General features: G+C 72.7%; 20 protein-coding genes. 11 read left to right on the top strand and 9 right to left on the bottom strand.

The window, feature by feature from the left end; genetic code table 11:
- Window positions 1-114: 114 nt before the first annotated feature.
- A complete protein-coding gene (locus ACZ6JS_RS22505; RefSeq protein WP_469300276.1) occupies window positions 115-1,194 on the bottom strand; it encodes an ArsR/SmtB family transcription factor in 1,080 nt (359 codons plus the stop codon).
- A gap of 71 nt (window positions 1,195-1,265) precedes the next feature.
- Between ACZ6JS_RS22505 and ACZ6JS_RS22500 the strand changes: the two genes are divergently transcribed.
- Window positions 1,266-2,198: an oxidoreductase gene (locus ACZ6JS_RS22500; RefSeq protein ID WP_469300275.1), complete on the top strand. Its 933-nt coding sequence runs from the start codon at window positions 1,266-1,268 to the stop codon at window positions 2,196-2,198.
- On the opposite strand, the gene ACZ6JS_RS22495 is transcribed toward ACZ6JS_RS22500, so the two are convergent.
- The 3 genes from ACZ6JS_RS22495 to ACZ6JS_RS22485 form a co-directional block, all read right to left on the bottom strand.
- Complete coding sequence (locus tag ACZ6JS_RS22495; protein ID WP_469300274.1) at window positions 2,195-2,710, bottom strand: metallophosphoesterase family protein; 516 nt, start codon at window positions 2,708-2,710, stop codon at window positions 2,195-2,197. The genes ACZ6JS_RS22500 and ACZ6JS_RS22495 overlap by 4 nt on opposite strands.
- Before the next feature lie 66 nt (window positions 2,711-2,776).
- Window positions 2,777-4,168, bottom strand: coding sequence for an amidase (locus ACZ6JS_RS22490; protein WP_469300272.1), 1,392 nt, complete (start codon window positions 4,166-4,168; stop codon window positions 2,777-2,779).
- A complete protein-coding gene (locus ACZ6JS_RS22485) occupies window positions 4,150-4,365 on the bottom strand; it encodes a hypothetical protein (protein ID WP_469300271.1) in 216 nt (71 codons plus the stop codon). Before ACZ6JS_RS22485 ends, ACZ6JS_RS22490 begins: the two co-directional genes overlap by 19 nt.
- A gap of 164 nt (window positions 4,366-4,529) precedes the next feature.
- Between ACZ6JS_RS22485 and ACZ6JS_RS22480 the strand changes: the two genes are divergently transcribed.
- On the top strand, window positions 4,530-5,471 hold the full coding sequence (locus tag ACZ6JS_RS22480; protein WP_469300270.1) for an MBL fold metallo-hydrolase: 942 nt from the start codon (window positions 4,530-4,532) through the stop codon (window positions 5,469-5,471).
- A 39-nt stretch (window positions 5,472-5,510) separates the two neighbouring features.
- Here ACZ6JS_RS22480 and ACZ6JS_RS22475 read toward each other — a convergent pair whose 3' ends face one another.
- On the bottom strand, window positions 5,511-6,146 hold the full coding sequence (locus ACZ6JS_RS22475; RefSeq protein ID WP_469300268.1) for a TetR/AcrR family transcriptional regulator: 636 nt from the start codon (window positions 6,144-6,146) through the stop codon (window positions 5,511-5,513).
- 731 nt (window positions 6,147-6,877) lie between these two features.
- Between ACZ6JS_RS22475 and ACZ6JS_RS22470 the strand changes: the two genes are divergently transcribed.
- Both ACZ6JS_RS22470 and ACZ6JS_RS22465 read left to right on the top strand, forming a co-directional pair.
- Window positions 6,878-8,344, top strand: a complete 1,467-nt coding sequence (locus ACZ6JS_RS22470) for an aminotransferase class I/II-fold pyridoxal phosphate-dependent enzyme (protein WP_469300267.1) — start codon at window positions 6,878-6,880, stop codon at window positions 8,342-8,344.
- A 61-nt stretch (window positions 8,345-8,405) separates the two neighbouring features.
- The gene (locus ACZ6JS_RS22465) at window positions 8,406-8,897 is read left to right on the top strand and encodes an MSMEG_6728 family protein (RefSeq protein ID WP_469300265.1); all 492 of its coding nucleotides are present in this window, start codon (window positions 8,406-8,408) and stop codon (window positions 8,895-8,897) included.
- Window positions 8,898-8,971: 74 nt separating this feature from the next.
- Here ACZ6JS_RS22465 and ACZ6JS_RS22460 read toward each other — a convergent pair whose 3' ends face one another.
- Window positions 8,972-9,223 (bottom strand): hypervirulence associated TUDOR domain-containing protein, encoded by a 252-nt coding sequence (locus ACZ6JS_RS22460; protein ID WP_469300264.1) that lies wholly within the window; start codon window positions 9,221-9,223, stop codon window positions 8,972-8,974.
- A 183-nt stretch (window positions 9,224-9,406) separates the two neighbouring features.
- Between ACZ6JS_RS22460 and ACZ6JS_RS22455 the strand changes: the two genes are divergently transcribed.
- Together ACZ6JS_RS22455 and ACZ6JS_RS22450 are read left to right on the top strand one after the other, a co-directional pair.
- Window positions 9,407-10,597, top strand: a complete 1,191-nt coding sequence (locus ACZ6JS_RS22455; protein WP_469300540.1) for a spore photoproduct lyase family protein — start codon at window positions 9,407-9,409, stop codon at window positions 10,595-10,597.
- Between the two features lie 134 nt (window positions 10,598-10,731).
- The gene (locus tag ACZ6JS_RS22450; RefSeq protein WP_469300262.1) at window positions 10,732-11,919 is read left to right on the top strand and encodes a glycoside hydrolase family 64 protein; all 1,188 of its coding nucleotides are present in this window, start codon (window positions 10,732-10,734) and stop codon (window positions 11,917-11,919) included.
- Window positions 11,920-11,955: 36 nt separating this feature from the next.
- On the opposite strand, the gene ACZ6JS_RS22445 is transcribed toward ACZ6JS_RS22450, so the two are convergent.
- Window positions 11,956-12,285: a hypothetical protein gene (locus ACZ6JS_RS22445; protein ID WP_469300261.1), complete on the bottom strand. Its 330-nt coding sequence runs from the start codon at window positions 12,283-12,285 to the stop codon at window positions 11,956-11,958.
- A gap of 949 nt (window positions 12,286-13,234) precedes the next feature.
- Between ACZ6JS_RS22445 and ACZ6JS_RS22440 the strand changes: the two genes are divergently transcribed.
- Genes ACZ6JS_RS22440 through ACZ6JS_RS22420 form a run of 5 tightly spaced genes read left to right on the top strand, consistent with a single transcriptional unit; the run spans window position 13,235 to window position 17,538 of the window.
- A complete protein-coding gene (locus ACZ6JS_RS22440; protein WP_469300259.1) occupies window positions 13,235-14,773 on the top strand; it encodes a sensor histidine kinase in 1,539 nt (512 codons plus the stop codon).
- Window positions 14,774-14,779: 6 nt separating this feature from the next.
- Window positions 14,780-15,184 carry a roadblock/LC7 domain-containing protein gene (locus ACZ6JS_RS22435; protein WP_030031532.1) on the top strand — a complete coding sequence of 135 codons (405 nt, stop codon included), beginning with the start codon at window positions 14,780-14,782 and terminating at the stop codon, window positions 15,182-15,184.
- Complete coding sequence (locus ACZ6JS_RS22430) at window positions 15,181-15,540, top strand: DUF742 domain-containing protein (RefSeq protein ID WP_060177477.1); 360 nt, start codon at window positions 15,181-15,183, stop codon at window positions 15,538-15,540. The genes ACZ6JS_RS22435 and ACZ6JS_RS22430 overlap by 4 nt, the downstream gene beginning before the upstream one ends.
- The gene (locus tag ACZ6JS_RS22425) at window positions 15,521-16,141 is read left to right on the top strand and encodes a GTP-binding protein (protein WP_030843670.1); all 621 of its coding nucleotides are present in this window, start codon (window positions 15,521-15,523) and stop codon (window positions 16,139-16,141) included. Before ACZ6JS_RS22430 ends, ACZ6JS_RS22425 begins: the two co-directional genes overlap by 20 nt.
- Window positions 16,138-17,538: a cytochrome P450 gene (locus ACZ6JS_RS22420; protein WP_469300257.1), complete on the top strand. Its 1,401-nt coding sequence runs from the start codon at window positions 16,138-16,140 to the stop codon at window positions 17,536-17,538. The genes ACZ6JS_RS22425 and ACZ6JS_RS22420 overlap by 4 nt, the downstream gene beginning before the upstream one ends.
- Before the next feature lie 58 nt (window positions 17,539-17,596).
- Here ACZ6JS_RS22420 and ACZ6JS_RS22415 read toward each other — a convergent pair whose 3' ends face one another.
- Both ACZ6JS_RS22415 and ACZ6JS_RS22410 read right to left on the bottom strand, forming a co-directional pair.
- Entirely contained in the window at window positions 17,597-18,703 is a 1,107-nt protein-coding gene (locus tag ACZ6JS_RS22415) for a terpene synthase family protein (RefSeq protein WP_469300255.1), read from the bottom strand.
- Window positions 18,700-19,617, bottom strand: coding sequence for an SAM-dependent methyltransferase (locus ACZ6JS_RS22410; RefSeq protein WP_469300254.1), 918 nt, complete (start codon window positions 19,615-19,617; stop codon window positions 18,700-18,702). Before ACZ6JS_RS22410 ends, ACZ6JS_RS22415 begins: the two co-directional genes overlap by 4 nt.
- Between the last annotated feature and the right edge of the window lie 154 nt (window positions 19,618-19,771).

The raw sequence follows: 19,771 nt of genomic DNA, 5'->3' as shown, positions 1-19,771 counted from the left end.
GCGATCTGGTGTGCGAGGCGAATCAGCGCGGAGACGGTCGACATCCGGTTTCGCCTCCTTCCAGCAGCTCACGAGCGGGGTGCGGTCGAAGGTACGTTGCCGCGGGTTCATCGGTCAAGCACGGGGTCCCGACTCCTTCGAAGGAGGCAGCGGCGCGCCAACCAGAGGCGCCGGAAGGCCCTCGGCCAGGGCACGGCTGGCGGCGCGCTCGGCCGTGGCGGTCAGCAGCGCCTCGGCCACGGACGAGCGGGCGTACAGCACGCAGCGTCCGGCCCGGTGGGCGCTGACCAGCCCCGCGTCCCGCAACGCCGTGAGGCACTGGGACACCCTGGCCGCCGACAGGCCCGTACGGTGGGCGAGTTCGGTCGTGGTCGCGGGCGAATCCAGCTCGGCCAGCAGCAGCGCCCGCGAGCGGCCGATTACGGCGGCCAGGGCCCCGCCCCGCACGACCGGACGGGGCTCCCACAGAGCGCCGATACCGCGGGCCGGATAGGCCAGTTGCGGCGGATCCGGCGGTGCCACCCGGGTGAACGGGACCGGCCCGGTGAAGACCGAGGGGATCAGCAGCAGGCCGGCACCGGCCGCCTGCCGGGACAGCGGCGCGCGCCGGTCGGCCAGCCGGAGGGCGCTGTCGTCCCAGCTCACCGAGGAGTGCAGGTCGCCCAGGAGGCGGCCCGCTCCGTGCTCGGCGACCTGCCGGGCCCGGTGGAAGACATCGGCGTCGAGCACCGCCCGGATCCGTACCCAGTAGGGAGCCAGGGCGACTTCCCAGTACGCCTCGATCTCCTGAACGGCCCTGTCCAGAAGGCGTGGCACGTCGTCGTACAGACCCCGGAGCCCTGGTCCGAGACGCCCCCGCTCGTCCCGCAGCCGGTCGAGCTCCTCGCGCACCCGGCCGACGGGCGTGGCCCGGATCGCGGCGAGCTCCTCCTCGAAGGTGGGGGCCGGCCCGGCGGGCGCGGGATTGAGGAAGTCGGGAACGTACCCGGTGGGCGGCACCAGTTCGGCGAGCAGGCCCCGGTCGAGCCCCGCGGCCGCCAGCCGGGGCCGGACCTGCACCGTCCACGCCCGGTGCACGGGGTGCTCGTGCCCCGAGCGCAGCAGTCGCATGCTCGGCCCGACCTCCCACATCGGCGAGACGGCGAACCTCGTCCGCGCCAGATCGCCCACCGAGAACGCCAGTTCCGCCCGCACCGCCACCCCGAGGATTCACACATGCCTCAACCAATGGCCCGACAGCCTACCCGCCACGCAACATCCCGTGCATGACCTCACAGACGATCACAGCAGCAGGCACCTGGAAGCTCGGCGACCGCACGGTCAACCGGATCGGCTTCGGCGCGATGCGCCTGCCCCAGAGCGGCGAAGCCCTCGTCGGCGGCGCTGTCCCGCGCGACCGCGGCCAGGCGGTCGAGGTGCTGCGCCGTGCGGTGGACCTCGGGGTGAACCACATCGACACCGCGGCGTTCTACTTCTCCCCGCTGCGCTCCGCCAACGAGCTGATCAACCGCGCTCTGGCCCCGTACCCCGAGGACCTGGTGATCGCCACCAAGGTCGGGCCCGGCCGCGACCCCTCGGGGGAGTGGCTGCCGCACGCCCGGCCCGAACAGCTGCGCGGCCAGGTGGAGGAGAACCTCCGCCAGCTCGGCCGCGACCACCTCGACGTGGTGAACCTCCGGATCGTCGGTACCGACTCGATCGCCGAACGCTTCGGAGCCCTGGCCGAGCTCCGGCGGGCCGGCCTCGTCCGCCACCTGGGACTCTCCAACGTCCGGCCGCACCACCTGGCCGAGGCCCTGGCCATCGCACCGGTGGTGTGCGTGCAGAACATGTACGGCATCGGCGTACATCCCGAGCAGGACGAGTTCCTGCGCGCCTGCGGCGAACAGGGCATCGCGTTCGTGCCGTTCTACTCGATCGCGGGCACCGGACGGCAGGCGGGCGCCGTCGGGGACGACAGCGCCGAGGTGCTGGAGGTCGCGCGGGCGCACGGGGCGAGCGCCGCCCAGGTCCGGCTGGCCTGGACGCTGCAGCGGGGACCGCACGTACTCGCGATCCCCGGCACGGGGGACCCCGAGCACCTCGCCGCCAACGTGGCGGCCGGCGCCCTGCGTCTGACGACGGCCGACCTTTCCGTTCTGGATTCCCTGCACCGCGGCCGCCCCGGCGGCCGGCTCAGGAGAGGTGAGGCCGGCTAGTCGATTGCGGGCCCCGAACCGGTCAGCCGGTGCAGGACGACGTCGCTGAGCGCGCCGTCCTCGGCGGTGAGGGTCAGGTAGGTGTGGTGGGGCTGGCGCCGGCGGTCGGTCGGGGAGCCGGGGTTGAGCAGGCGCAGCCCTCCCGGGGCCGTGGAGTCCCAGGGGATGTGGCTGTGGCCGAAGACCAGGACGTCCGTGTCGGGGAAGAGCGCGGAGCACCGCCGCTCGCGGCCGGCGGCCGGGCCGGTCTCGTGGACGACCGCGAACCGCAGCCCGCCGAGTTCGGCACGGGCGATCTCGGGCAGTCGGCGTCGCAGGGCGGGTCCGTCGTTGTTCCCGTACACGGCGATCAGACGCCGGGACCTCGACTCCAGCAGGTCGAGGGTGGCCTCGTCGGTCCAGTCCCCGGCGTGGATCACCACATCGGCCTCGCCGAGGGCCGTCAACAGTCGCTCGGGCAGGCGCGCGGCTCGCCCGGGCACGTGCGTGTCGGACGTCAGCAACAGCCTCATGGCTACACGGTAGACGTCCCGCCCCCGCCGCTCCTCCCACGGCACACCGTCCCGGACGCCCCGGTACTACACCGCAGGTGCCAGGTCGCGGGCGGTGCCGGTCCGCTCGTACACGTGCCCCGCGCGCAGCACCGCCGCCTCGCCGAAGGGCCGCCCCATGAGCTGCATGCCGATCGGGAGGCCCCGGTGGTCCAGGCCGACGGGCACGGTCAGCGCGGGGACGCCTGTGACGTCGGCCGGGGCGGAGAGCCGCACGTAGGCGTCGGAGACGCTTTCCACGGTGCCGTCGCCCCAGGTCACGGTGGTCTGCCCGGCGGCCACGGCGGTCATGGGCACGGTGGGCGCGGCGATCACGTCGACCGCGGCGGCCATCTCAAGCCACGCCTGCCGCACGAGCGTGCGGGCGCGTTGCGCCCGCAGGTAGTCCCCGGCGGTCATCAGCTCCCCGGCCTCCAGCAGCACACGTACGTCCGCCGAGTAGAGGTCGGGCACCGCGCGGAGCGTCCGCTCGTGGTAGGCCGACGCCTCGGGCACCATCAGCCCCCAGTGGGTCGCACGGATGTACCGCGTCATCGGGATCTCGACGTCGACGAGCAGCGCGCCGAGCTCCTCCAGCCGGGAGATCGCCCTCCGTACGGCGGCCTCCACGTCCGGGTCCACGTGGTCGAAGTAGTAGTTGCGCGGCACTCCGACCCGAAACCCTGTCAGGTCCGCCCCGGCGCCCGGCCGGTACTCGGCGGGCGGCGCCGCGACGGACGCGGGGTCGTGCGGGTCGTAGCCGGCCAGGGCGCCCAGGACCAGCGCGGCGTCCTCCACGGTGCGGGTGATGGGACCGACGTGGTCGAGCGACCAGGACAGCGAGGTCACGCCGTGCCGGGAAACCAGCCCGTACGTGGGCTTCAGGCCCACCACCCCGTTCAGCGCGGCGGGCACCCGGATCGACCCGCCTGTGTCGGTCCCCAGCGCGAAGGCGGCCGCCCGCGCGGCCACCGCCACGGCCGATCCGCCGCTGGAGCCGCCGGCCACGCGACCGTGGTCCCAGGCGTTGGCGGTCTGAGGGGTCGTCAGGCCGTAGGCGAATTCGTGGGTGTGCGTCTTGCCGACGAACACCGCTCCGGCCGCGGAGAGCCGCGCGGCAACGGTGCTGTCGGCCGCCGCCCGATGTCCGTCGCGCACCCGCGAGCTCGCCGAGGTGGCCGTCCCGGCCACGTCGATCAGGTCCTTCAGACCCGCGGGAATTCCATGGAGGGGCCCCCTGGGGTCGGTGGTGACGATCTCGTCCGCCGCGCGTCGCGCCGCCTCCCGTGCGCGGTCCGCCGTCACCGAGGCGTAGGCGCCCAGGCGCGGCTGCACCTGCTCGATGCGCTCCAGCACCGAGTCCACCAGCTCGACCGGGGACACCCGGCGGGCCCGTATCGCCTCGGCGGCCTCGGCCACGGTCAGTTCATACGGCTGCATGGTCCTGCTCCCCCTCCCGCGCGGTACACGGCGGCCGGCGGTGTGTCCCCGAAGTGCAGTTCCCGCAGGAGGGACACGACGGAGTGGATGTGTTCGGCGGTGGCGGCCACTCCCGCGTGGCGTTCGGGCGCCAGGGGGAGGCCGGAGCGCGCGGCCCAGCGGGCCGCCTCCGAAGGCGTGATGGCGTCGGCGGACATGGGTGTCCTTCCTGAACGGGCCGAGGGGGAGGGCGCGGTGGACGTTCCCACCCCTAAAAGCTAACAGGTTGCGTTAGTGGACGGCAGGCCCTAGCGTACCTAAAAGCGAATCAATCGCGTTTAGGGGCGTGCTCGCCCTCCGTAGACGAAGGAAGGCTTCCCCCGTGCGCACAGCACAGCCCGCCGCCGCCCCGTCCTGGACGGTCGGCTCCGTCGTCGTCCGGCGCATCGACGAGATCCCGCTGCCGCCGCAGACCGGCCCTTGGCTGCTGCCGGCCGCCACCGCCGACGTCGTCTCCGAACGGGACTGGCTGCGGCCCGACTTCGCGGACCGGGGCGGTGTCCTGCGCCTGGACAGCCACAGCTTCGCGATGGCCGTGGACGGGCTGCGCGTCATCGTCGACACCGGGATCGGCAACGGCAAGACGCGCGCGAACCCGGCGTGGCACGACCTGCACACCGACTACCTCGAACGCCTCGCGCGGGCGGGGTTTCCGCCGGAATCCGTCGACCTGGTCCTGCTGACCCACCTGCACACCGACCACGTCGGCTGGAACACGCGCGAGGTCGACGGCACTTGGGTCCCGACCTTCCCCAACGCCCGCTACCTCACCTCGAAGGCGGAGTACGACTTCTGGGCCGCCTACGACATGGACGAGGCGCGGGCGGCCGTGTTCCGCGACTCCGTGCACCCGATCGATGAGGCGGGGCTGCTGGAAGCGGTCGACGTACCGGCCGGCGGCGTCGGCGTGGCCGCCGGTCTGGAGCTGGTGCCGGCCCCGGGCCACACGCCCGGTCACGTGGCCGTCCGGGTGGCCGACGGCGGCGCCACGGCCCTGATCACCGGGGACTGCATCCACCACCCCGTGCAGTTGGCGCGTCCGGATATCGGCAGCTGCGTGGACGTCGACCCCCGGCGGGCCGAGGCGACCCGCCGCTCTCTGCTCGCCTCGCTGGCCGAGACCGGTGCGCTCCTGCTCGGCACGCACTTCCCTCCGCCGACCGCCGGTCGCGTGGTCTCCGACGGCGATGCCTACCGGCTCGAACCCGTCCCCGGCCGGGCCGCGGACGGTGGCGGGGACGGGGGCGTGGACCCTGCGGTCTGACGGGCCGGCAGCGCGGACGGAGGAGGCGGCGGGGCGGATTCAGCGGGGCGGGTGGAGGCCGTCCATGAGGTCCTGTACGAGACCGCGCGCGTACTCGGCGGTGAGACGTCCGGGACCGCCGGAGTCGTGGGGCTCGACGGGCTCGTAGGACTCGTCGGGGCCTGCGGGGTTTCCGGGGCGGAAGAGGATGCGGTACATCATGGGCGCCACGATCCGGTCGAGGACCGACTCCACCCCGGGAGCCTTCTCTCCGCGCTCCGCCGCGCGGGCGAGCATGACGCCGATCTGCTCCGCCGCGTACTCCGAGCACCGCGCCGCGTTGTCGCCGTCGGGGGCCCCGAGCAGGGCGTCGCGAACGTAGGCGCGGCCGATCGGGGACGCCATCTCCTCGATGAACTGCTCGGCCCAGGTCCGCAGGTCCGTGGCCAGGTCGCCGTGGTCCTGCGGCGGCGTGTCCGGCCGCAGGTTCTCCACGGCGACGTCGGACAGCAGCTCCTGCAGGTCCCCCCAGCGCCGGTAGACCGTCGACGGGGTGACGCCGGCGCGCGCCGCGATCAGCGGGATGGTCAGCTCCGGGCGCCCCACCTCCGCCTGGAGCTCGCGCACCGCGGTGTGGACCGCCTCCTGGACGCGGGCGCTGCGGCCACCGGGACGGACCATCGGTTTGCGACTCATATCGGCAGCTTAAAGCAAAGTTCTCGCTTCACGGGGTCTACAGACCCACCTTAAAGCGAATTATGTGACTTAGGGGCGTGAGGCGGTAGCGTGGCCTTAAGGCTAATTATTCGCCTCAAGGGCGTTTGCTGATGCGCTCGTTGGGAAAGGCCACGCTGTTCGCCCTCGACGCATCCGCTCCGACAGCGTTGTCGGCCGCACCGGTGGTCGGGCCGCAGCGCGATCCTGGCTGCGTACCACCTGCTCGCGTACGCGGCGACGAGCCTGCCGGCCGTCGGCGCCGGTGTCCTGACGCAGTCCCACGGGCTGCGCACGGCAGCCCATGCGTACGCCGCCCTCGTCGCCCACCTCGGCATGGCCGCGTTGCTCACCCTCGTGCTGACCTGTGGCGACGCCGCCGGCCGTGCAGGGAGGGGCGGACGGCGCGTCAGCTCCCTCCCGGCAGGCGGTGGCGGTCGCCGCGCCGTGCGGAGCAAGGAACGGCCGGCACGTCGTCATGCGTGCCGTGAACTCGTCTCTGCGGGACGCGAGTTCGGCGAGGAGGGAATCGTCGCGCCACCCGCCGTCCCGCTCCCGCCGAGCTCGCGCGCCATGACGCGCCTTGTGCATGAGGGGACCGGCCTCAACGGGCGGCCCCCGACTGCCCGTCGCGGACACACCGCGCCGGCCGCTGGCGGGGCCGGCGGCGTGGTGCGCGGTTTCCGTCCCTCCCCGAGGGGCAGGCGCACGCCATGGACCACGCCAAAGCACCCGTACTCGACGCATTGGCCGCCTATCACCGAGACGGGCAGACCCCCTTCACGCCTCCCGGACACAAACAGGGCCGCGGGGCCGACCCGAGAGTCCGGGCCGTGCTCGGCGACGACGTGTTCCGCTCCGACGTCCTCGCCACCAGCGGCCTCGACGACCGTACGTCCTCCCAGGGCGTCGTGGAGGAGGCCGAGGCGCTGATGGCCGATGCCGTCGGTGCCGAACACGCCTTCTTCTCCACCTGCGGCAGCTCCTTGTCGGTGAAGTCGGCGATGCTCTCGGTCGCGGGACCCCACCAGGAACTGCTGGTCGGGCGGGACGCCCACAAGTCCGTCGTGTCGGGCCTGATCCTCTGCGGCATACGGCCCGTCTGGGTTGATCCCGAGTGGGACGCCGAGCGCCACATCGCCCACCCGCCGTCCGCCGAGGCCTTCGAGGCCGCGTTCGCCGCGCACCCCGACGCACGAGGGGCGCTGGTGACCACGCCGACCCCCTACGGCACGTGCTCGGACCTCGCCGCCCTCGCCGAGGTCTGCCACCGCAGGGGCCGGCCCCTGATCGTCGACGAGGCGTGGGGCGCCCACCTGCCGTTCCATCCCGGCCTTCCCACCTGGGCGATGGACGCGGGCGCCGACGTGTGCGTCACCTCGGTCCACAAGATGGGCTCCGGCCTGGAACAGAGTTCTGTCTTCCACCTCCAGGGCGGCCTCGTGCGCCCCGAGGTCCTCAAGAGCCGCGAAGACCTGCTGGGAACGACCAGTCCCTCCGTGCTCGTGTACGCCGCCCTGGACGGCTGGCGACGGCAGATGGCCGAACACGGCAAGGCGTTGTACGACGACGCCCTCGCCCTCGCCGACGAGGTCCGCGACCGGATCTCCGGCCTCGACGGCATGCGCGTCCACGGCCGCGAGGACTTCTGCGGCGCGGGCAAGGCGGCCGACACGGACCCCCTCCAGATCGTCATCGACATCAGCGCATGGCAGGTCACCGGCTACCGGGCCGCCGACTGGCTGCGACGGCACCACCGGATCAACCTCCACCTCGCCGACCACCGCCGGATCAGCGCCCAGCTCACCCACGCCGACGATCACGAGACCGCCGGCACACTGCTCACGGCCCTGACCGACCTCGCCGGCCACGCCGCGCACCTGCGGACGGGACGGCCCGTCCGGGTCCCGCCGCCGCCCCGGATGCGGCTGGAGCAGGCGGCCCTGCCCCGCGACGCCTTCTTCGGTCCGACCGAGCAGGTGGCCTGGGACCAGGCCGACGGGCGGATCGCAGCCGAGATGCTCACCCCCTACCCTCCGGGCATCCCCGCGGCGCTGCCCGGTGAACGCCTCACCGCGGACGTCCTGCGCTACCTGCGCTCGGGGGTCGATGCGGGCATGGTGGTACCGGACGCGGTCGACACGGAGGTCACCAGCGTCCGGGTCCTGCGCGAGACCTGACACGCGGCACGGACGCCGACCACCGGCACGGCCGGGGCGGCGAGACGACGGGGAGGTCCCCTTGCAGACGTTCCTTCCGTTCCCGTCGTTCCAGGACTCGGCCGCGGTACTCGACGTCCGGCGGCTCGGCAAGCAGCGGGTCGAGGCGCTCCAGGTACTGCGCGGGCTGATCGTCGCGGGCTACGGGTGGCGCAGGCACCCGGCCGTACGGATGTGGGCCGGCTACGAGGAGGCCCTCGTGCGGTACGGACTGGACGTCTGCCGGACCTGGACAGCCGAGGGCCGCGCCGACACCTGTGCCGTCACCCTGGTGCAGGACTTCAGCGCCTGGCTGCCGGGCGCCCGGCCGCCGGGCGGTGAGCCGAGGACGCAGGAGCAGCTGGCCGCCGACGGGGACCTGCCGCCGTGGCTCGGCGTCCCGGAATTCCACCGGAGCCACCAGTCCGCCCTGGTGCGCAAGGACCCGGACTTCTACCGCCCCCGGTTCCCCGGGGTCGCGGACGACCTGCCGTACGTGTGGCCCGCCTCCGACCGCGATACGGGCGCCCGGTAGACGTCGCCGCGGGACGGCGCCGTCAAGGCCCCCGCGCACGCCGACCGCCGACCGCCGACCGCCGTACGCAGCCGTCAGTCGGAGCGGCCCTTCTTCCGCAGGGCCTGCGGCTTGTGCACGGCCGACCGGCCGGACGCTTCGCTCTCCACCTCGTACTGCGGCCGCCCGTCCGAAGCGTCCACGGTGCGGCCCGCGGCCCGTGTGCGCTTCGTGATCTTCCTTTTCACCTTCCCCGTCACCTGTCGGCCGTGGCTCTTCCAGGAGACCTCGTCGCCCCGGCTCAGGCCGTCCCCGTCCGTGCCGTCCCTGCCCGTCCCGGCGTCCATGGCGCTCCCTTCCGTTCGGGCCGGCCGCCCCGCGGCGCGGGGCGTGCCGTCCGTCCCAGCCTCGGGCACCGCCGCGTCCCACGCCTCCCGGGCGGCCACGGAGCGCCCTCCGACGACCGGCCGGCGGCGCGGCACCGCCGGCTGCCCTACAGTGGACGGTCCGTGATCCCGCAGGAGACCAAGATGCGAGCCGAGCCGCCCCGGGCCGGACCGGACGACGGTGCAGACGCCCTGTTCGCCCTGGAGGACATCGACCCGGGACCGGCGTCCCGCCCGCGGGGGGACGCCCGCCCGCTGTTCCGGGACAGCCCCGCCGCCCGCCGGCTGCTGTCCGTACGGGCGATCTTCGCCGAGCCCGCCGCCGCGGCCTCCCCGCGCGGCAGGCAGGTCCTCGCCCGGTTCCCCGACGCCGAGATCGTCACCGTCGACTCGCACTGGCGGATCCCCGGCCTGCACGGGAACGAGCAGAACGTCGACCGCTGGGTGCGGATCAAGACCGAGACACTGGTCCTGGGGGAGAAGAAGACGCTCACCACCAGGCCCAACGGCCGCTCCGCCGACTGGATCGCCCCCGGGCCTGCCAACGGCTGTGCCATGGCCTGCGCCTACTGCTATGTCCCGCGCCGCAAGGGCTACGCCAACCCGGTCACCGTCTTCACCAACATCGAGCGCACCGTCGCCCACCTCTCCCGGCACATCGCGCGCCTGGGCCCCAAGCCCGAGGCCAACCAGTGTGATCCGGTCGCCTGGGTCTACGACATCGGCGAGAACAGCGACTGCTCCGTCGACGCCCTGATCAGCGACAACGTGGCCGATCTGGTGCACGCCTTCGCGCGGTGGCCCGCCGCCAAGGCGTCCTTCGCCACCAAGTTCGTCAACCCGGACCTGCTCCTCCTGGAGCCCCGCGGACGTACCCGCGTGCGGTTCTCCCTCATGCCGCCGGGCGACTCCAGGCTGCTCGACATCCGCACCAGCGCCGTGGAGGACCGCATCGCCGCCTCCGCGGACTTCCTGGACGCCGGCTACGAGGTCCACTTCAACCTCTCGCCCGTCGTGCTGCGCCCCGGCTGGGAACGGGACTGGTCCCTGCTGCTGCGGAACATGGACGACGTGCTGCCCGCCCGGGTGAAGGACCAGGCGGCCGCCGAGGTCATCATGCTGACCCACAACGAGGACCTGCACGACATCAATCTGGGCTGGCACCCGCGCGCGGAGGACGTCCTCTGGCAGCCCGGCCTCCAGGAGCCGAAGCGGTCGCAGAACGGCAGCTGGAACGTCCGCTACCGCAGCGACGTGAAAGGCGCAGCCGTCGCGGCGATGCGCGAGCTCGTCGCCGCCCACGCGCCGTGGCTGCGGATCCGATACGCCTTCTGACCGGGCGGTCATGTCAAGAGCATTGACAGAAGTTGAACACAATCGGACGCTGAGAGCGCTCTCACGTTTCAATAAATTCATCCCTGCCTCGCCCACCGCTCCATCGGCAGGCCCCCCACGCAAGGAGGAAGAGAGTGTTTCGCTTGTCGAGAGTGCTGGCGTTCGGCGTCGCGGCGCTGTCCGTCGGCGCCGGTGTGCTGTTCTTCGGCCCGCCACCGTCAGCCGAGGCCGTACCGGCCACCATCCCGCTCACCATCAAGAACAACTCGGGTCGCAGCGAGCCCGTCTACATCTACAACCTGGGTACCCAGCTCGCGACGGGCCGGCAGGGCTGGGCCGACGCCAACGGCGCGTTCCACCCCTGGCCCGTGGGGGGAAACCCGCCCACCCCCGCCCCCGACGCGTCGATCGCCGGCCCGGCCAACGGGCAGACCAAGACGATCCGCATGCCCAAGTTCTCCGGACGCGTCTACTTCTCCGTCGGACGCAAGCTCGTCTTCCGGCTCACCACCGGCGGCCTGGTGCAGCCCGCCGTGCAGAACCCCTCCGACCCCAACCACGACATCCTGTTCAACTGGTCCGAGTACACGCTGAACGACGCCGGCCTGTGGATCAACAGCACGCAGGTCGACATGTTCTCGGCCCCGTACGCGGTGGGCGCCAAGGCGGCCGACGGCACGGTCAAGAACACCGGCCGCCTCAAGGCGGGCGGGTACAACGCCGTCTTCGGCGGGCTGCGTTCGGCCGGCTGGGGCGGGCTGATCCACAGCCGTGCCGACGGCACGCCCCTGCGGGCGCTGTCCCCCGGCCACGGCATCGGGGCGGGCGGCATCCCGGCCGGCGCGATGAACGACTACATCAACCGCGTCTGGAGCAAATACAGCTCCTCCACCCTCACCGTGACGCCGTTCGCGCACGAACCCGCTACCAAGTACTACGGCCGGGTCTCGGGCAACGTCATGAACTTCACCAACGGCTCGGGAGCGGTGGTCACCAGCTTCCAGAAGCCCGACTCCGACAGCGTCTTCGGCTGCTACAAGCTCCTCGACGCCCCCAACGACACCGTGCGCGGCCCGATCTCCCGCACCCTGTGCGCGGGCTTCAACCGCTCCACGCTCCTGACCAACCCGAACCAGCCCGACGCGAACGGCGCCGGCTTCTACCGCGACGCCGTCACCAACCACTACTCCCGCATCATCCACGCCCAGATGGCCGACGGTAAGGCGTACGGCTTCGCCTTCGACGACGTGGGCGCCCACGAGTCGCTGGTGCACGAGGGGAACCCCCAGGAGGCCTTCATGACACTGGAACCCTTCAACTGACCACGGTCCGCGGCCGGTCGGGCCGCCGTCCCCGGTTCAGTGGTCGTGGCGCGCTCCGTGCTCCATCGACCGGGGCCCGGCCGCGCCGCCCCCGTGGCCGAAGAGGGGCAGGGGCGCCTGTTCACCGGGCCCCGTCGCGGTCAGGGGGATGCCGAGGCTCTGGCACATCCGCCGGGCGCGGGCCAGCGCGCTGAAGGTCATGGGGGAGGGGGAGAGGCTCGGCAGTTCGACGGAGACCTGCGCCGGACGGTGCAGGTGCACGAGGGACTCGATCTGCAGGGCGGCCGCGGCCCGGTCGGTGACGCGAAGCTCGTGCAGGATCCGCACGTGCAGCGTCCCGTCGGAGATCTGGTGACTGATGACCATGTCGCGCCTCCCCGCGCCCGCCGGGATCCGGGCACCCCGCCCTCGGGGGTGTTCCGGATCCCAGTGTGCGGCAGCGGGCCCGCCCGGACGAGTCGGGCCGGTCACGCATCGAGGGCCCGGCCCGCCACCGTCAGGGCCGGGCGGCGCGGATGCGGACCCGGCGTGGACGCCGCCGCCGGGAGCCGACTGCCGGGGACGGCGACGATGCCGGGCGGAGGCCGGTCGCGTTCCAGCGCCCCGCCGGTCGCCGTGACGACCCGCTCGGGGCGGCCACCTGCCCGACCCGCGGTGTCCCGGCCGCCGACGACGTAGAAGAATTCGGTACGACCGCGCCGGGCGAGACGGCGGGCACCCGCGGCGAACAGGAGCGCTCCCGTACGCCACGGCCTCGGTCGAGTGCAAGGACGAACGCCTCGGCGGCCCCGCCCCCCGTACGCGCCGGTGAGCCGGACCACCTCGCGAGGGTCGCCTTCTCCGCCGTGCCGGGCCTCGCCGCCCTGACAGCCGGCTCCCTCCTGGAGGACACCCCGCTGTCCGAGGCGACCGACCTCGCCCTCGGCGCCCTGCACGCCGGCCTCGCGGCCCCCGGGGCGGCAGAGCGGTGCCGGATGGCCGGCCCGCTCGCGTCGGCGACCCTCCGGCGCTGCCCCCTAGCGCATTCGGCTTCGCGGCGCCACCTCGCGACCGTGAGGCGCGGCCGGTGCCGGAGGGGATCCAGGGGTGAAAGTCCGTGCCGCCAAGGCGTCGGCGGGCCGTCGACCTCCCCTTACGCCGCCCCCCTCCGCGGGCCGTCCACCGCCGGGGCCGGAATTCGTCGCCATTGATGGCGCATAACGGTTCCTCCGGTCCGATGAACTCCAACAAAAGTGCGCGTGCGGGCAGTTGGGCCTAGTTATGCTCCCGCCCACCGGTCAGAAGGTCACCCTTTTCCGATAATTCGAGGACGCCGATGGAGCAAAGAGACATTCCACCCGAAACGGCCCACCCGGATGCGGGGGCAAGCCGGGCGCTGCCCGCGATCGGGTCCCTCGCCGCCGTCTGCCTGGTCGGGGCGCTTGTTTCCTCCTCCGAGCCGGTCGGCACCATCCTGATCACCGCGGGTGCCCTGTGCACCGCCGCCGTGTTCGTCGAGGCCCTGCGGCGCGGCCGCGCGCTCGCCGCCCGGGGCGCAGAGATCGCCGCGCTCCGGCACACCCTGGCCCGGCAGGAGACCGAGGCGACCCGCCTGTCCGCGGCGGTGCTCCCCGAGGCCATCGAGCGACTGCGCCGGGGCGAGGTGGCCGAGGAGGTGCTCACCTCCCTGGGCGGCCGCGCCGGACACGGCAACCGCTGGGGGGACGACACCGCCCTCACGCCCCGCTTCAGGGCAGCCCTGCAAGCCGTGCTGACCCACGTCATCGACGCAGTCGACAACGAGGAGAGCCTGCGCGACTCGGCACAGCGGGCCTTCGTCAACGTCGCCCGCCGCGTGCAGGCGATCGTCCATCAGCAGGCCCACGAGATGCGCGAGATGGAGGACCGGCACGGCCGCAACCCGGACGTGTTCGGAGACCTGCTGCGACTGGACCACGGCACCGCCCTCATCGGCCGGCTCGCCGACTCCATCTCCGTCCTCGGCGGTGCGCGCCCCGGACGGCAGTGGAGCAGGGCCGTCACGCTCTACAGCGTGCTGCGCGGCGCGATGTCGAGGATCATCGACTACCAGAGGGTCGAACTCCACTCGGTCTCCGAGGTCGCCGTCGTCGGCCCCGTCGTCGAGCCGCTGATCCACACCCTCGCCGAGCTGCTGGACAACGCCACCCGCTACTCCCCGCCGCACACCCGGGTCCACCTCACAGCCGTCGAGGTGCAGTCGGGCATCGCCGTGGAGATCGAGGACGGCGGACTCAGCATGAGCGAGGAGGCCCGCGCACGCGCCGAGAAGATGCTCGCGCAGGCCCAGTCCGGCATCGACCTCAACGACCTGGGCGAGACCCCGAGGCTGGGCCTCGCTGTGGTCGGCCGGCTGGCGCAGGCGTACGGGTTCCAGGTGTCCCTGCGCTCCTCCGCGTACGGCGGTGTCCGCGCCGTGGTCATCGTGCCGCAGCACCTGATCACCACCGCGTCCGCTGCGACCGGTCTCGCCCACGGCATCGGCTCCTCCTCGGGGCCCAGGGCGGTGTCCGCCACTCCGCGCGAGCACCCCGTCGACGCGACGTCGGCCGGCGTGTCCGTGCCCCGTCCGGCGCCGGCGCCCGGGCCGGTACCCGGCCCGATGCCCGCCGACGGCGGGCCGACCACCGAACGTACCGCGACCGGCCTGCCGCAACGGCGCCGGAAGGACCGTGTCGCCACCTCCGAAGTCCGGCCGGCCGCGAGGCCGCAGCCGGCGGACGACAACGGTCCCGGAATGTGGCTGGAGGCGTTCCACAGCGGACTGGCGGGCGAACCCGGCCAGGACGCGTCGGGCGCCCAGGACGCGTCGGGTTCAGCGACCAAAGGGGCTTAGGCAGTGATGACTCAGCGAAGCAGTATGGACTGGATGCTCAAGGACCTGGCCGCCGGCGTGCCGCAGACGCGACACGTGATCGTGCTGTCCGCGGACGGGCTCTGCGTGGCCCAGTACGGGGCCGAGACGGACACGGCCGACCGCCTGGCGGCCGCGTGCGCCGGCCTGCAGAGCCTCGCCGGAGCGGTGGCCGCCGAACTACCCAGCTCCGAGGGCAGAATGCGGCTGGTCGTGATCGAGATGGACGGCGGCTTCTTCTACCTCATGGCCGCCGGAGACGGCTCCTACCTCGCGGTCCTCGCCGACGAGGGCGTCGACGCGGGCCTCATGGGCGCGCAGATGCGGAACCTGGTGACCCGAATGGGGGACCACCTGAGCAGCCCGCCCCGGCACGACGGGCAGCCCGCGTGAAAGAGCCGCCCTCAAGCTGGGAGGACGGCAGTCCCGAACGGCTCTACGTCATCACCGGCGGACGCAGTGGGCCCTCCACCTCCGTCCAGCTGGACCTCGTGACCTTAGTGGTGGCCAAAGGGCCTCCCCGGCCCGAGATGCAGCCCGAGCAGGCGTCCATTCTGCGGATGTGCCAGTCACCGCTGTCGGTGGCCGAGATCGCCGCGTACGCCGGCCTGCCCGTGAGCGTCGTCACCGTGCTGGTCGGAGACCTGATGGCCGCCCAACGCGTGCACGTCCGCCCGCCCGTTCCCGCCGCGCAGCTACCCGACCTTGCTCTGATCGAGGCAGTGATCGATGGACTTCAGAAGCTCTGACCCGCCCGCCGGGCCGCGCGAGGCGGACATCCTGCCGCAGACGGCCGCGGCGGCAGTGAAGGTCGTGGTCGTCGGCGGGTTCGGCGTGGGCAAGACGACGATGGTCGGTGCGGTCAGCGAGATCAAACCGCTGACGACCGAGGAGACGATGACCCGGGCCGGCGTCGGCGTCGACGACACCTGGGGCGTCGCCCGCAAGATCACCACGACCGTGGCCATGGACTTCGGCCGCATCAGCATCAACGACGAACTCGTGCTGTACCTGTTCGGGACACCCGGACAGGAGCGCTTCTGGTTCCTGTGGCGCGGGCTCTTCGAGGGCGCGCTCGGAGCCGTCGTACTCCTCGACACCCGTCGGCTGGAGATCAGCTTCGACGTCATCGGACGCCTGGAGGAACGCGGCGTCCCCTTCGTCGTGGCCGTCAACTCCTTCCCCGGCGCACCCGACCATCCGCTGGAGGAGCTGCGCGAGGCCCTCGACCTGCCGCCCGCCGTCCCGATCCTCGTCTGCGACGCCAGAAGGCGGGACTCCTCCCGCGACGTCCTGCTGACCCTCATGCGCTACCTGCACTCCCAGGCAGCCACCCAGGAGGCAATGTGAGCACCACCCCCACCCCACCGCCCGGGTGCCCCGCCCACGCCGCGGCGACCGCGGGCGGCCTGTACCGCCTGCACGGAGCGGAAGCCCAGGCGGACCCCCTCGCCCTGTACGAGAAGCTGCGGGCCGAGCACGGCCCGGTGGCCCCGGTGCTCGTGAGCGGGGACCTCCCGGCGTGGCTCGTCCTCGGCCACCGGGAGAACCTGGACGTCGCCCGCACGTCCTCGCGCTTCGCCCGCGACCCCCGCGGCTGGCGCGACATGAGAGAGGGCCGGGTGCCGGCCGACACCCCGCTCGGCCCCATGGTCTCCTGGGTACCGGTGTGCAACTTCACCGACGGCCCCGTCCACGAGCGGCTGCGCTCGGCCGTCGTGGAGTCCCTCGAACGCTTCGACAAGCGCGGCATCCGCCGCTACGTGACGCGCTTCGCCAACCAGCTCGTCGACCAGATCGCGGCCGAGGGATACGCCGACCTGGTGCCCGCCTTCTCCGACCAGCTCCCCATGCTGGTCATGACGCAGCTCATCGGGGCCCCCGACGAACACGGGCCGCTGCTGGTCAACGCGGCGCGCGACATGCTCCAGGGGACCGAGACGGCCCTGCAGAGCGACCGCTACGTCACGACCACGCTGGAGAACCTGGTCGTCGAGCGCAAGGCCAAGCCCGCCCGCGACCTCGCCTCCTGGCTGATCGAGCACCCCGCGGACCTGACCGACACCGAAGTGCTCATGCACCTGCGCGTCGTGCTGATCGCGGCATACGAGACCACCGCCAACCTGATCGCCAACACGCTGCGCACCGTCCTGACCGACCCGCGCTTCCGGGCGAGCCTCTCCGGCGGCCACATGACCCTGCCCGACGCGCTGGAGCAGGTCCTCTGGGACGATCCGCCGATCAACACGATCATCGGACGCTGGGCCACCGGAGACACCGTGCTCGGCGGCCAGCAGGTGAAGGCCGGGGACATGATCCTGCTCGGCCTGGCCGCGGGCAACGCGGACCCGCAGATCCGGCCCGACCCCTCCGTGTCCGTCCACGGCAACCGCTCGCACCTGGCGTTCAGCAGCGGCCCGCACGAATGCCCCGGCCAGGACATCGGGCGCGCCATCGCGGACACCGGCATCGAAGTCCTGTTGGACCGGCTGCCCGACCTCCAGCTGGCGGTCGACGCGAGCGAGCTCCAGTGGCGGGGCACGCTGATGTCCCGTCATCTGCTGGCACTGCCCGTACGGTTCGCGCCGCGCTCGGCGCCGGCCCCGCAGCTCCCGGTGGAGCAGCCGGCCGGGCACCCCGTCCACCCGGTGATCCCGCCGCAGCCGACGGCGCCGCCGCCCGCGGCCACGGGCGGCCGCAGGCGCCGTGGTGTCAGCTGGTGGCGCCGGCTGCTCGGCCGTCGCTGAGCGGGCCGTTCGCACCGAGGTCCCCGGCCGCACCGGCCGGGGACCTCGGTCTTCGCGCTCAGCGGTGCAGTTGCCGCCACCAGGACGCCAGCGCCGGCAGGTCCGGAGGCTCGGTCCCAGGGACGCTGGGCTGCTCGGCGTACCGGACCGGGAACCCGGCTTCCGGGACGGGCAGTTCGTACCGGTTGCGCGGACTGGCGTACCGGGGTGCCCGGGCCTGCCAGGCGATGGAGCCGGCCACGTAGTGGCCCAACGCCTCGAGATGGCCGCGCAGTTCGCCGCCGACGCCGTCCTCGCCGTTCTCGAGCCGCGCCCTCAGCCCGGTGAACAGGACCATCACCTGGTCGCGCAACGCCACGGCGAGCGGGACCGCCTCGGCGGGGGAGCAACCCTCGTGATGGGCGAGGACGTTGACAAGGTTCACCTCGCGCGGCTCCAGGTGGTCGTCCTTGTCGTAGGAGAACAGGTCGTTGTCGGCGCTGACGACGAAACCGGCCGCGTCCGTCAGTGCCGTCAGGGCGGGGGAGCTGAGGACGTCCGCCGACAGCCGGTTCCCGCGGGCGACGTCCGACCAGGTCAGTGAGAACCGCGTGCCGTTCGCCAGCGGCCCCATGGCGACGAAGTCGTTCAGCCCCGGCATGGACCCCGCCTCCGCCCGGGCTGCCCGCCAGGCCGCCCCGAGCAGCCAGTCCCGCGTCCCCTCGACGAACCTTCGCAGCTCGTAAGGGGTGAGCATGGCATGGGTGCGGTCCACCAGATCCAGCAGTGCGCGGGTCATGGGGCCCTCGGGCAGCACGGACGCCTCCGGGTCCTCGATGGTCCGCAGCAGCCGCACCCCGTGTTCGACGACCGCAGCCGTCCCGACCTCATCGGAACCCGAATCCTGCCAGTCGTCCACGGCGTTGGCCCAGTAGTTCCACTCGGTGAACAGCAGGACCGCCTCCGCGTCCCCGCAGGGGATGATGCGGCACGAGAAGTCGGCGCTGTGCGTGGCGAGCCCCCAGGCACGCTCGACCGGATCGGGGTACAGGCCGAAGGAGTCCAGCCATGCGACCGCCCTGGACTCCACCTCCTTGGCCTCGGGATGGACGAGGTCGCGCGGCAAGGGGCAGTAGAAGGGCGGCAGGCCCGTCCCGAGGAGGGAGGGCCGGATCGGTCCTGTCATCGGCCACCGCCGATCCGGAAGCGCAGCAGCCGGGTTTCCACCGCGTGCTCCCGCCAGAGCCGGAAGAACTTGCTGTGCGCGATCGTCGACTGTTCGAGCCGGTCGCCGGTCCAGGCGCCCGGTACGGCATCGGAGTCCGCCCGGAGCCGGTCGAGTTCGGCGGTGTTCCACGCCATGGACTGCACCCAGAACTCGGCCACCGAGTCCGTCACGTCCTCGTCCTGCACCAGCTCGAAGCCGGCCGCCTCGGCCGCGGCCAGGTATTCCCCGCGCCGGCCGAGCCGTGTTCTGTAGTAGCCGTCCATGAACTCCCGCCACTGCGAGGCGCCCGCGAAGTGCTCCTGGATCCCGAACCAGCCACCCGGCTCCAGCGCCTTGGCGACGACCTCGAACAGCCGGGTCCGATCGGTGTAGCCGCTGCTCTCGTTGGCGTACACGGCGTCGTAGGCGCGGGTCTCGTCGAGGTCGTGCACATCGGCCAGCACGGGTCTCACACGGTCCGCGACCCCGGCGCGACGGGCGAAGCGCTCCACGATGGGGAGGTGTTCCGGCGCGACGGTGAGGCTGGTGACCGACGCCCCGTGCTCCTGAGCCCAGTAGAGCGAGGTACCGCCCAGCCCGCAGCCGATGTCGAGCAGGCGCCGGGGAGGGGACTCGTACGCACCCCACGTGCGGGCCGCGTGGTCGACTATTCGCTCCTGCGAGTCGAACAGGCTCTGTTTCAGTGCGCTCTGGGGGACGGTGGTCCCCGGTGGGCCGTCCGGGTACAGCCCCACGTGGAAGTGGACGCGCGGGCCCGGACCGTACTTGTGCAGGATCTCCTGCGTCTTGTGGCTGTAGTAGTCGCGCACCTGGTCCTGCGCGGTCGAGCCGCGGCCGCCGCCTAAGGGCCATACGAACGGTATAACGCGCATGGGGTGTCCGCCCTTTCGTGGGGTAGGGCTGCCCTCCGGGATGCCCGGCGCCGCTCTCGGAGCGTCCCGGAAAAGGCACACTGTTGAAGCACGGACCATCGTGGCACTTCGTGGGCACCGCGTCAGCCCGCTGGGGGAGCACGGTACCGTCAAG

The organism is Streptomyces sp. NPDC046349, assembly GCF_055587885.1.
This window is presented reverse-complemented; position numbering and strand designations above follow the sequence as displayed.

Bases quoted from the DNA above. Each gene is read 5' to 3' on its own strand.
- ACZ6JS_RS22500 (WP_469300275.1), top strand. From the start codon at position 1,266: ATGACCTCACAGACGATCACAGCAGCAGGCACCTGGAAGCTCGGCGAC.
- ACZ6JS_RS22495 (WP_469300274.1), bottom strand. From the start codon at position 2,710: ATGAGGCTGTTGCTGACGTCCGACACGCACGTGCCCGGGCGAGCCGCG.
- ACZ6JS_RS22490 (WP_469300272.1), bottom strand. From the start codon at position 4,168: ATGCAGCCGTATGAACTGACCGTGGCCGAGGCCGCCGAGGCGATACGG.
- ACZ6JS_RS22485 (WP_469300271.1), bottom strand. From the start codon at position 4,365: ATGTCCGCCGACGCCATCACGCCTTCGGAGGCGGCCCGCTGGGCCGCG.
- ACZ6JS_RS22475 (WP_469300268.1), bottom strand. From the start codon at position 6,146: ATGAGTCGCAAACCGATGGTCCGTCCCGGTGGCCGCAGCGCCCGCGTC.
- ACZ6JS_RS22470 (WP_469300267.1), top strand. From the start codon at position 6,878: ATGGACCACGCCAAAGCACCCGTACTCGACGCATTGGCCGCCTATCAC.
- ACZ6JS_RS22460 (WP_469300264.1), bottom strand. From the start codon at position 9,223: ATGGACGCCGGGACGGGCAGGGACGGCACGGACGGGGACGGCCTGAGC.
- ACZ6JS_RS22455 (WP_469300540.1), top strand. From the start codon at position 9,407: ATGCGAGCCGAGCCGCCCCGGGCCGGACCGGACGACGGTGCAGACGCC.
- ACZ6JS_RS22445 (WP_469300261.1), bottom strand. From the start codon at position 12,285: ATGGTCATCAGTCACCAGATCTCCGACGGGACGCTGCACGTGCGGATC.
- ACZ6JS_RS22440 (WP_469300259.1), top strand. From the start codon at position 13,235: ATGGAGCAAAGAGACATTCCACCCGAAACGGCCCACCCGGATGCGGGG.
- ACZ6JS_RS22435 (WP_030031532.1), top strand. From the start codon at position 14,780: ATGACTCAGCGAAGCAGTATGGACTGGATGCTCAAGGACCTGGCCGCC.
- ACZ6JS_RS22425 (WP_030843670.1), top strand. From the start codon at position 15,521: ATGGACTTCAGAAGCTCTGACCCGCCCGCCGGGCCGCGCGAGGCGGAC.
- ACZ6JS_RS22415 (WP_469300255.1), bottom strand. From the start codon at position 18,703: ATGACAGGACCGATCCGGCCCTCCCTCCTCGGGACGGGCCTGCCGCCC.
- ACZ6JS_RS22410 (WP_469300254.1), bottom strand. From the start codon at position 19,617: ATGCGCGTTATACCGTTCGTATGGCCCTTAGGCGGCGGCCGCGGCTCG.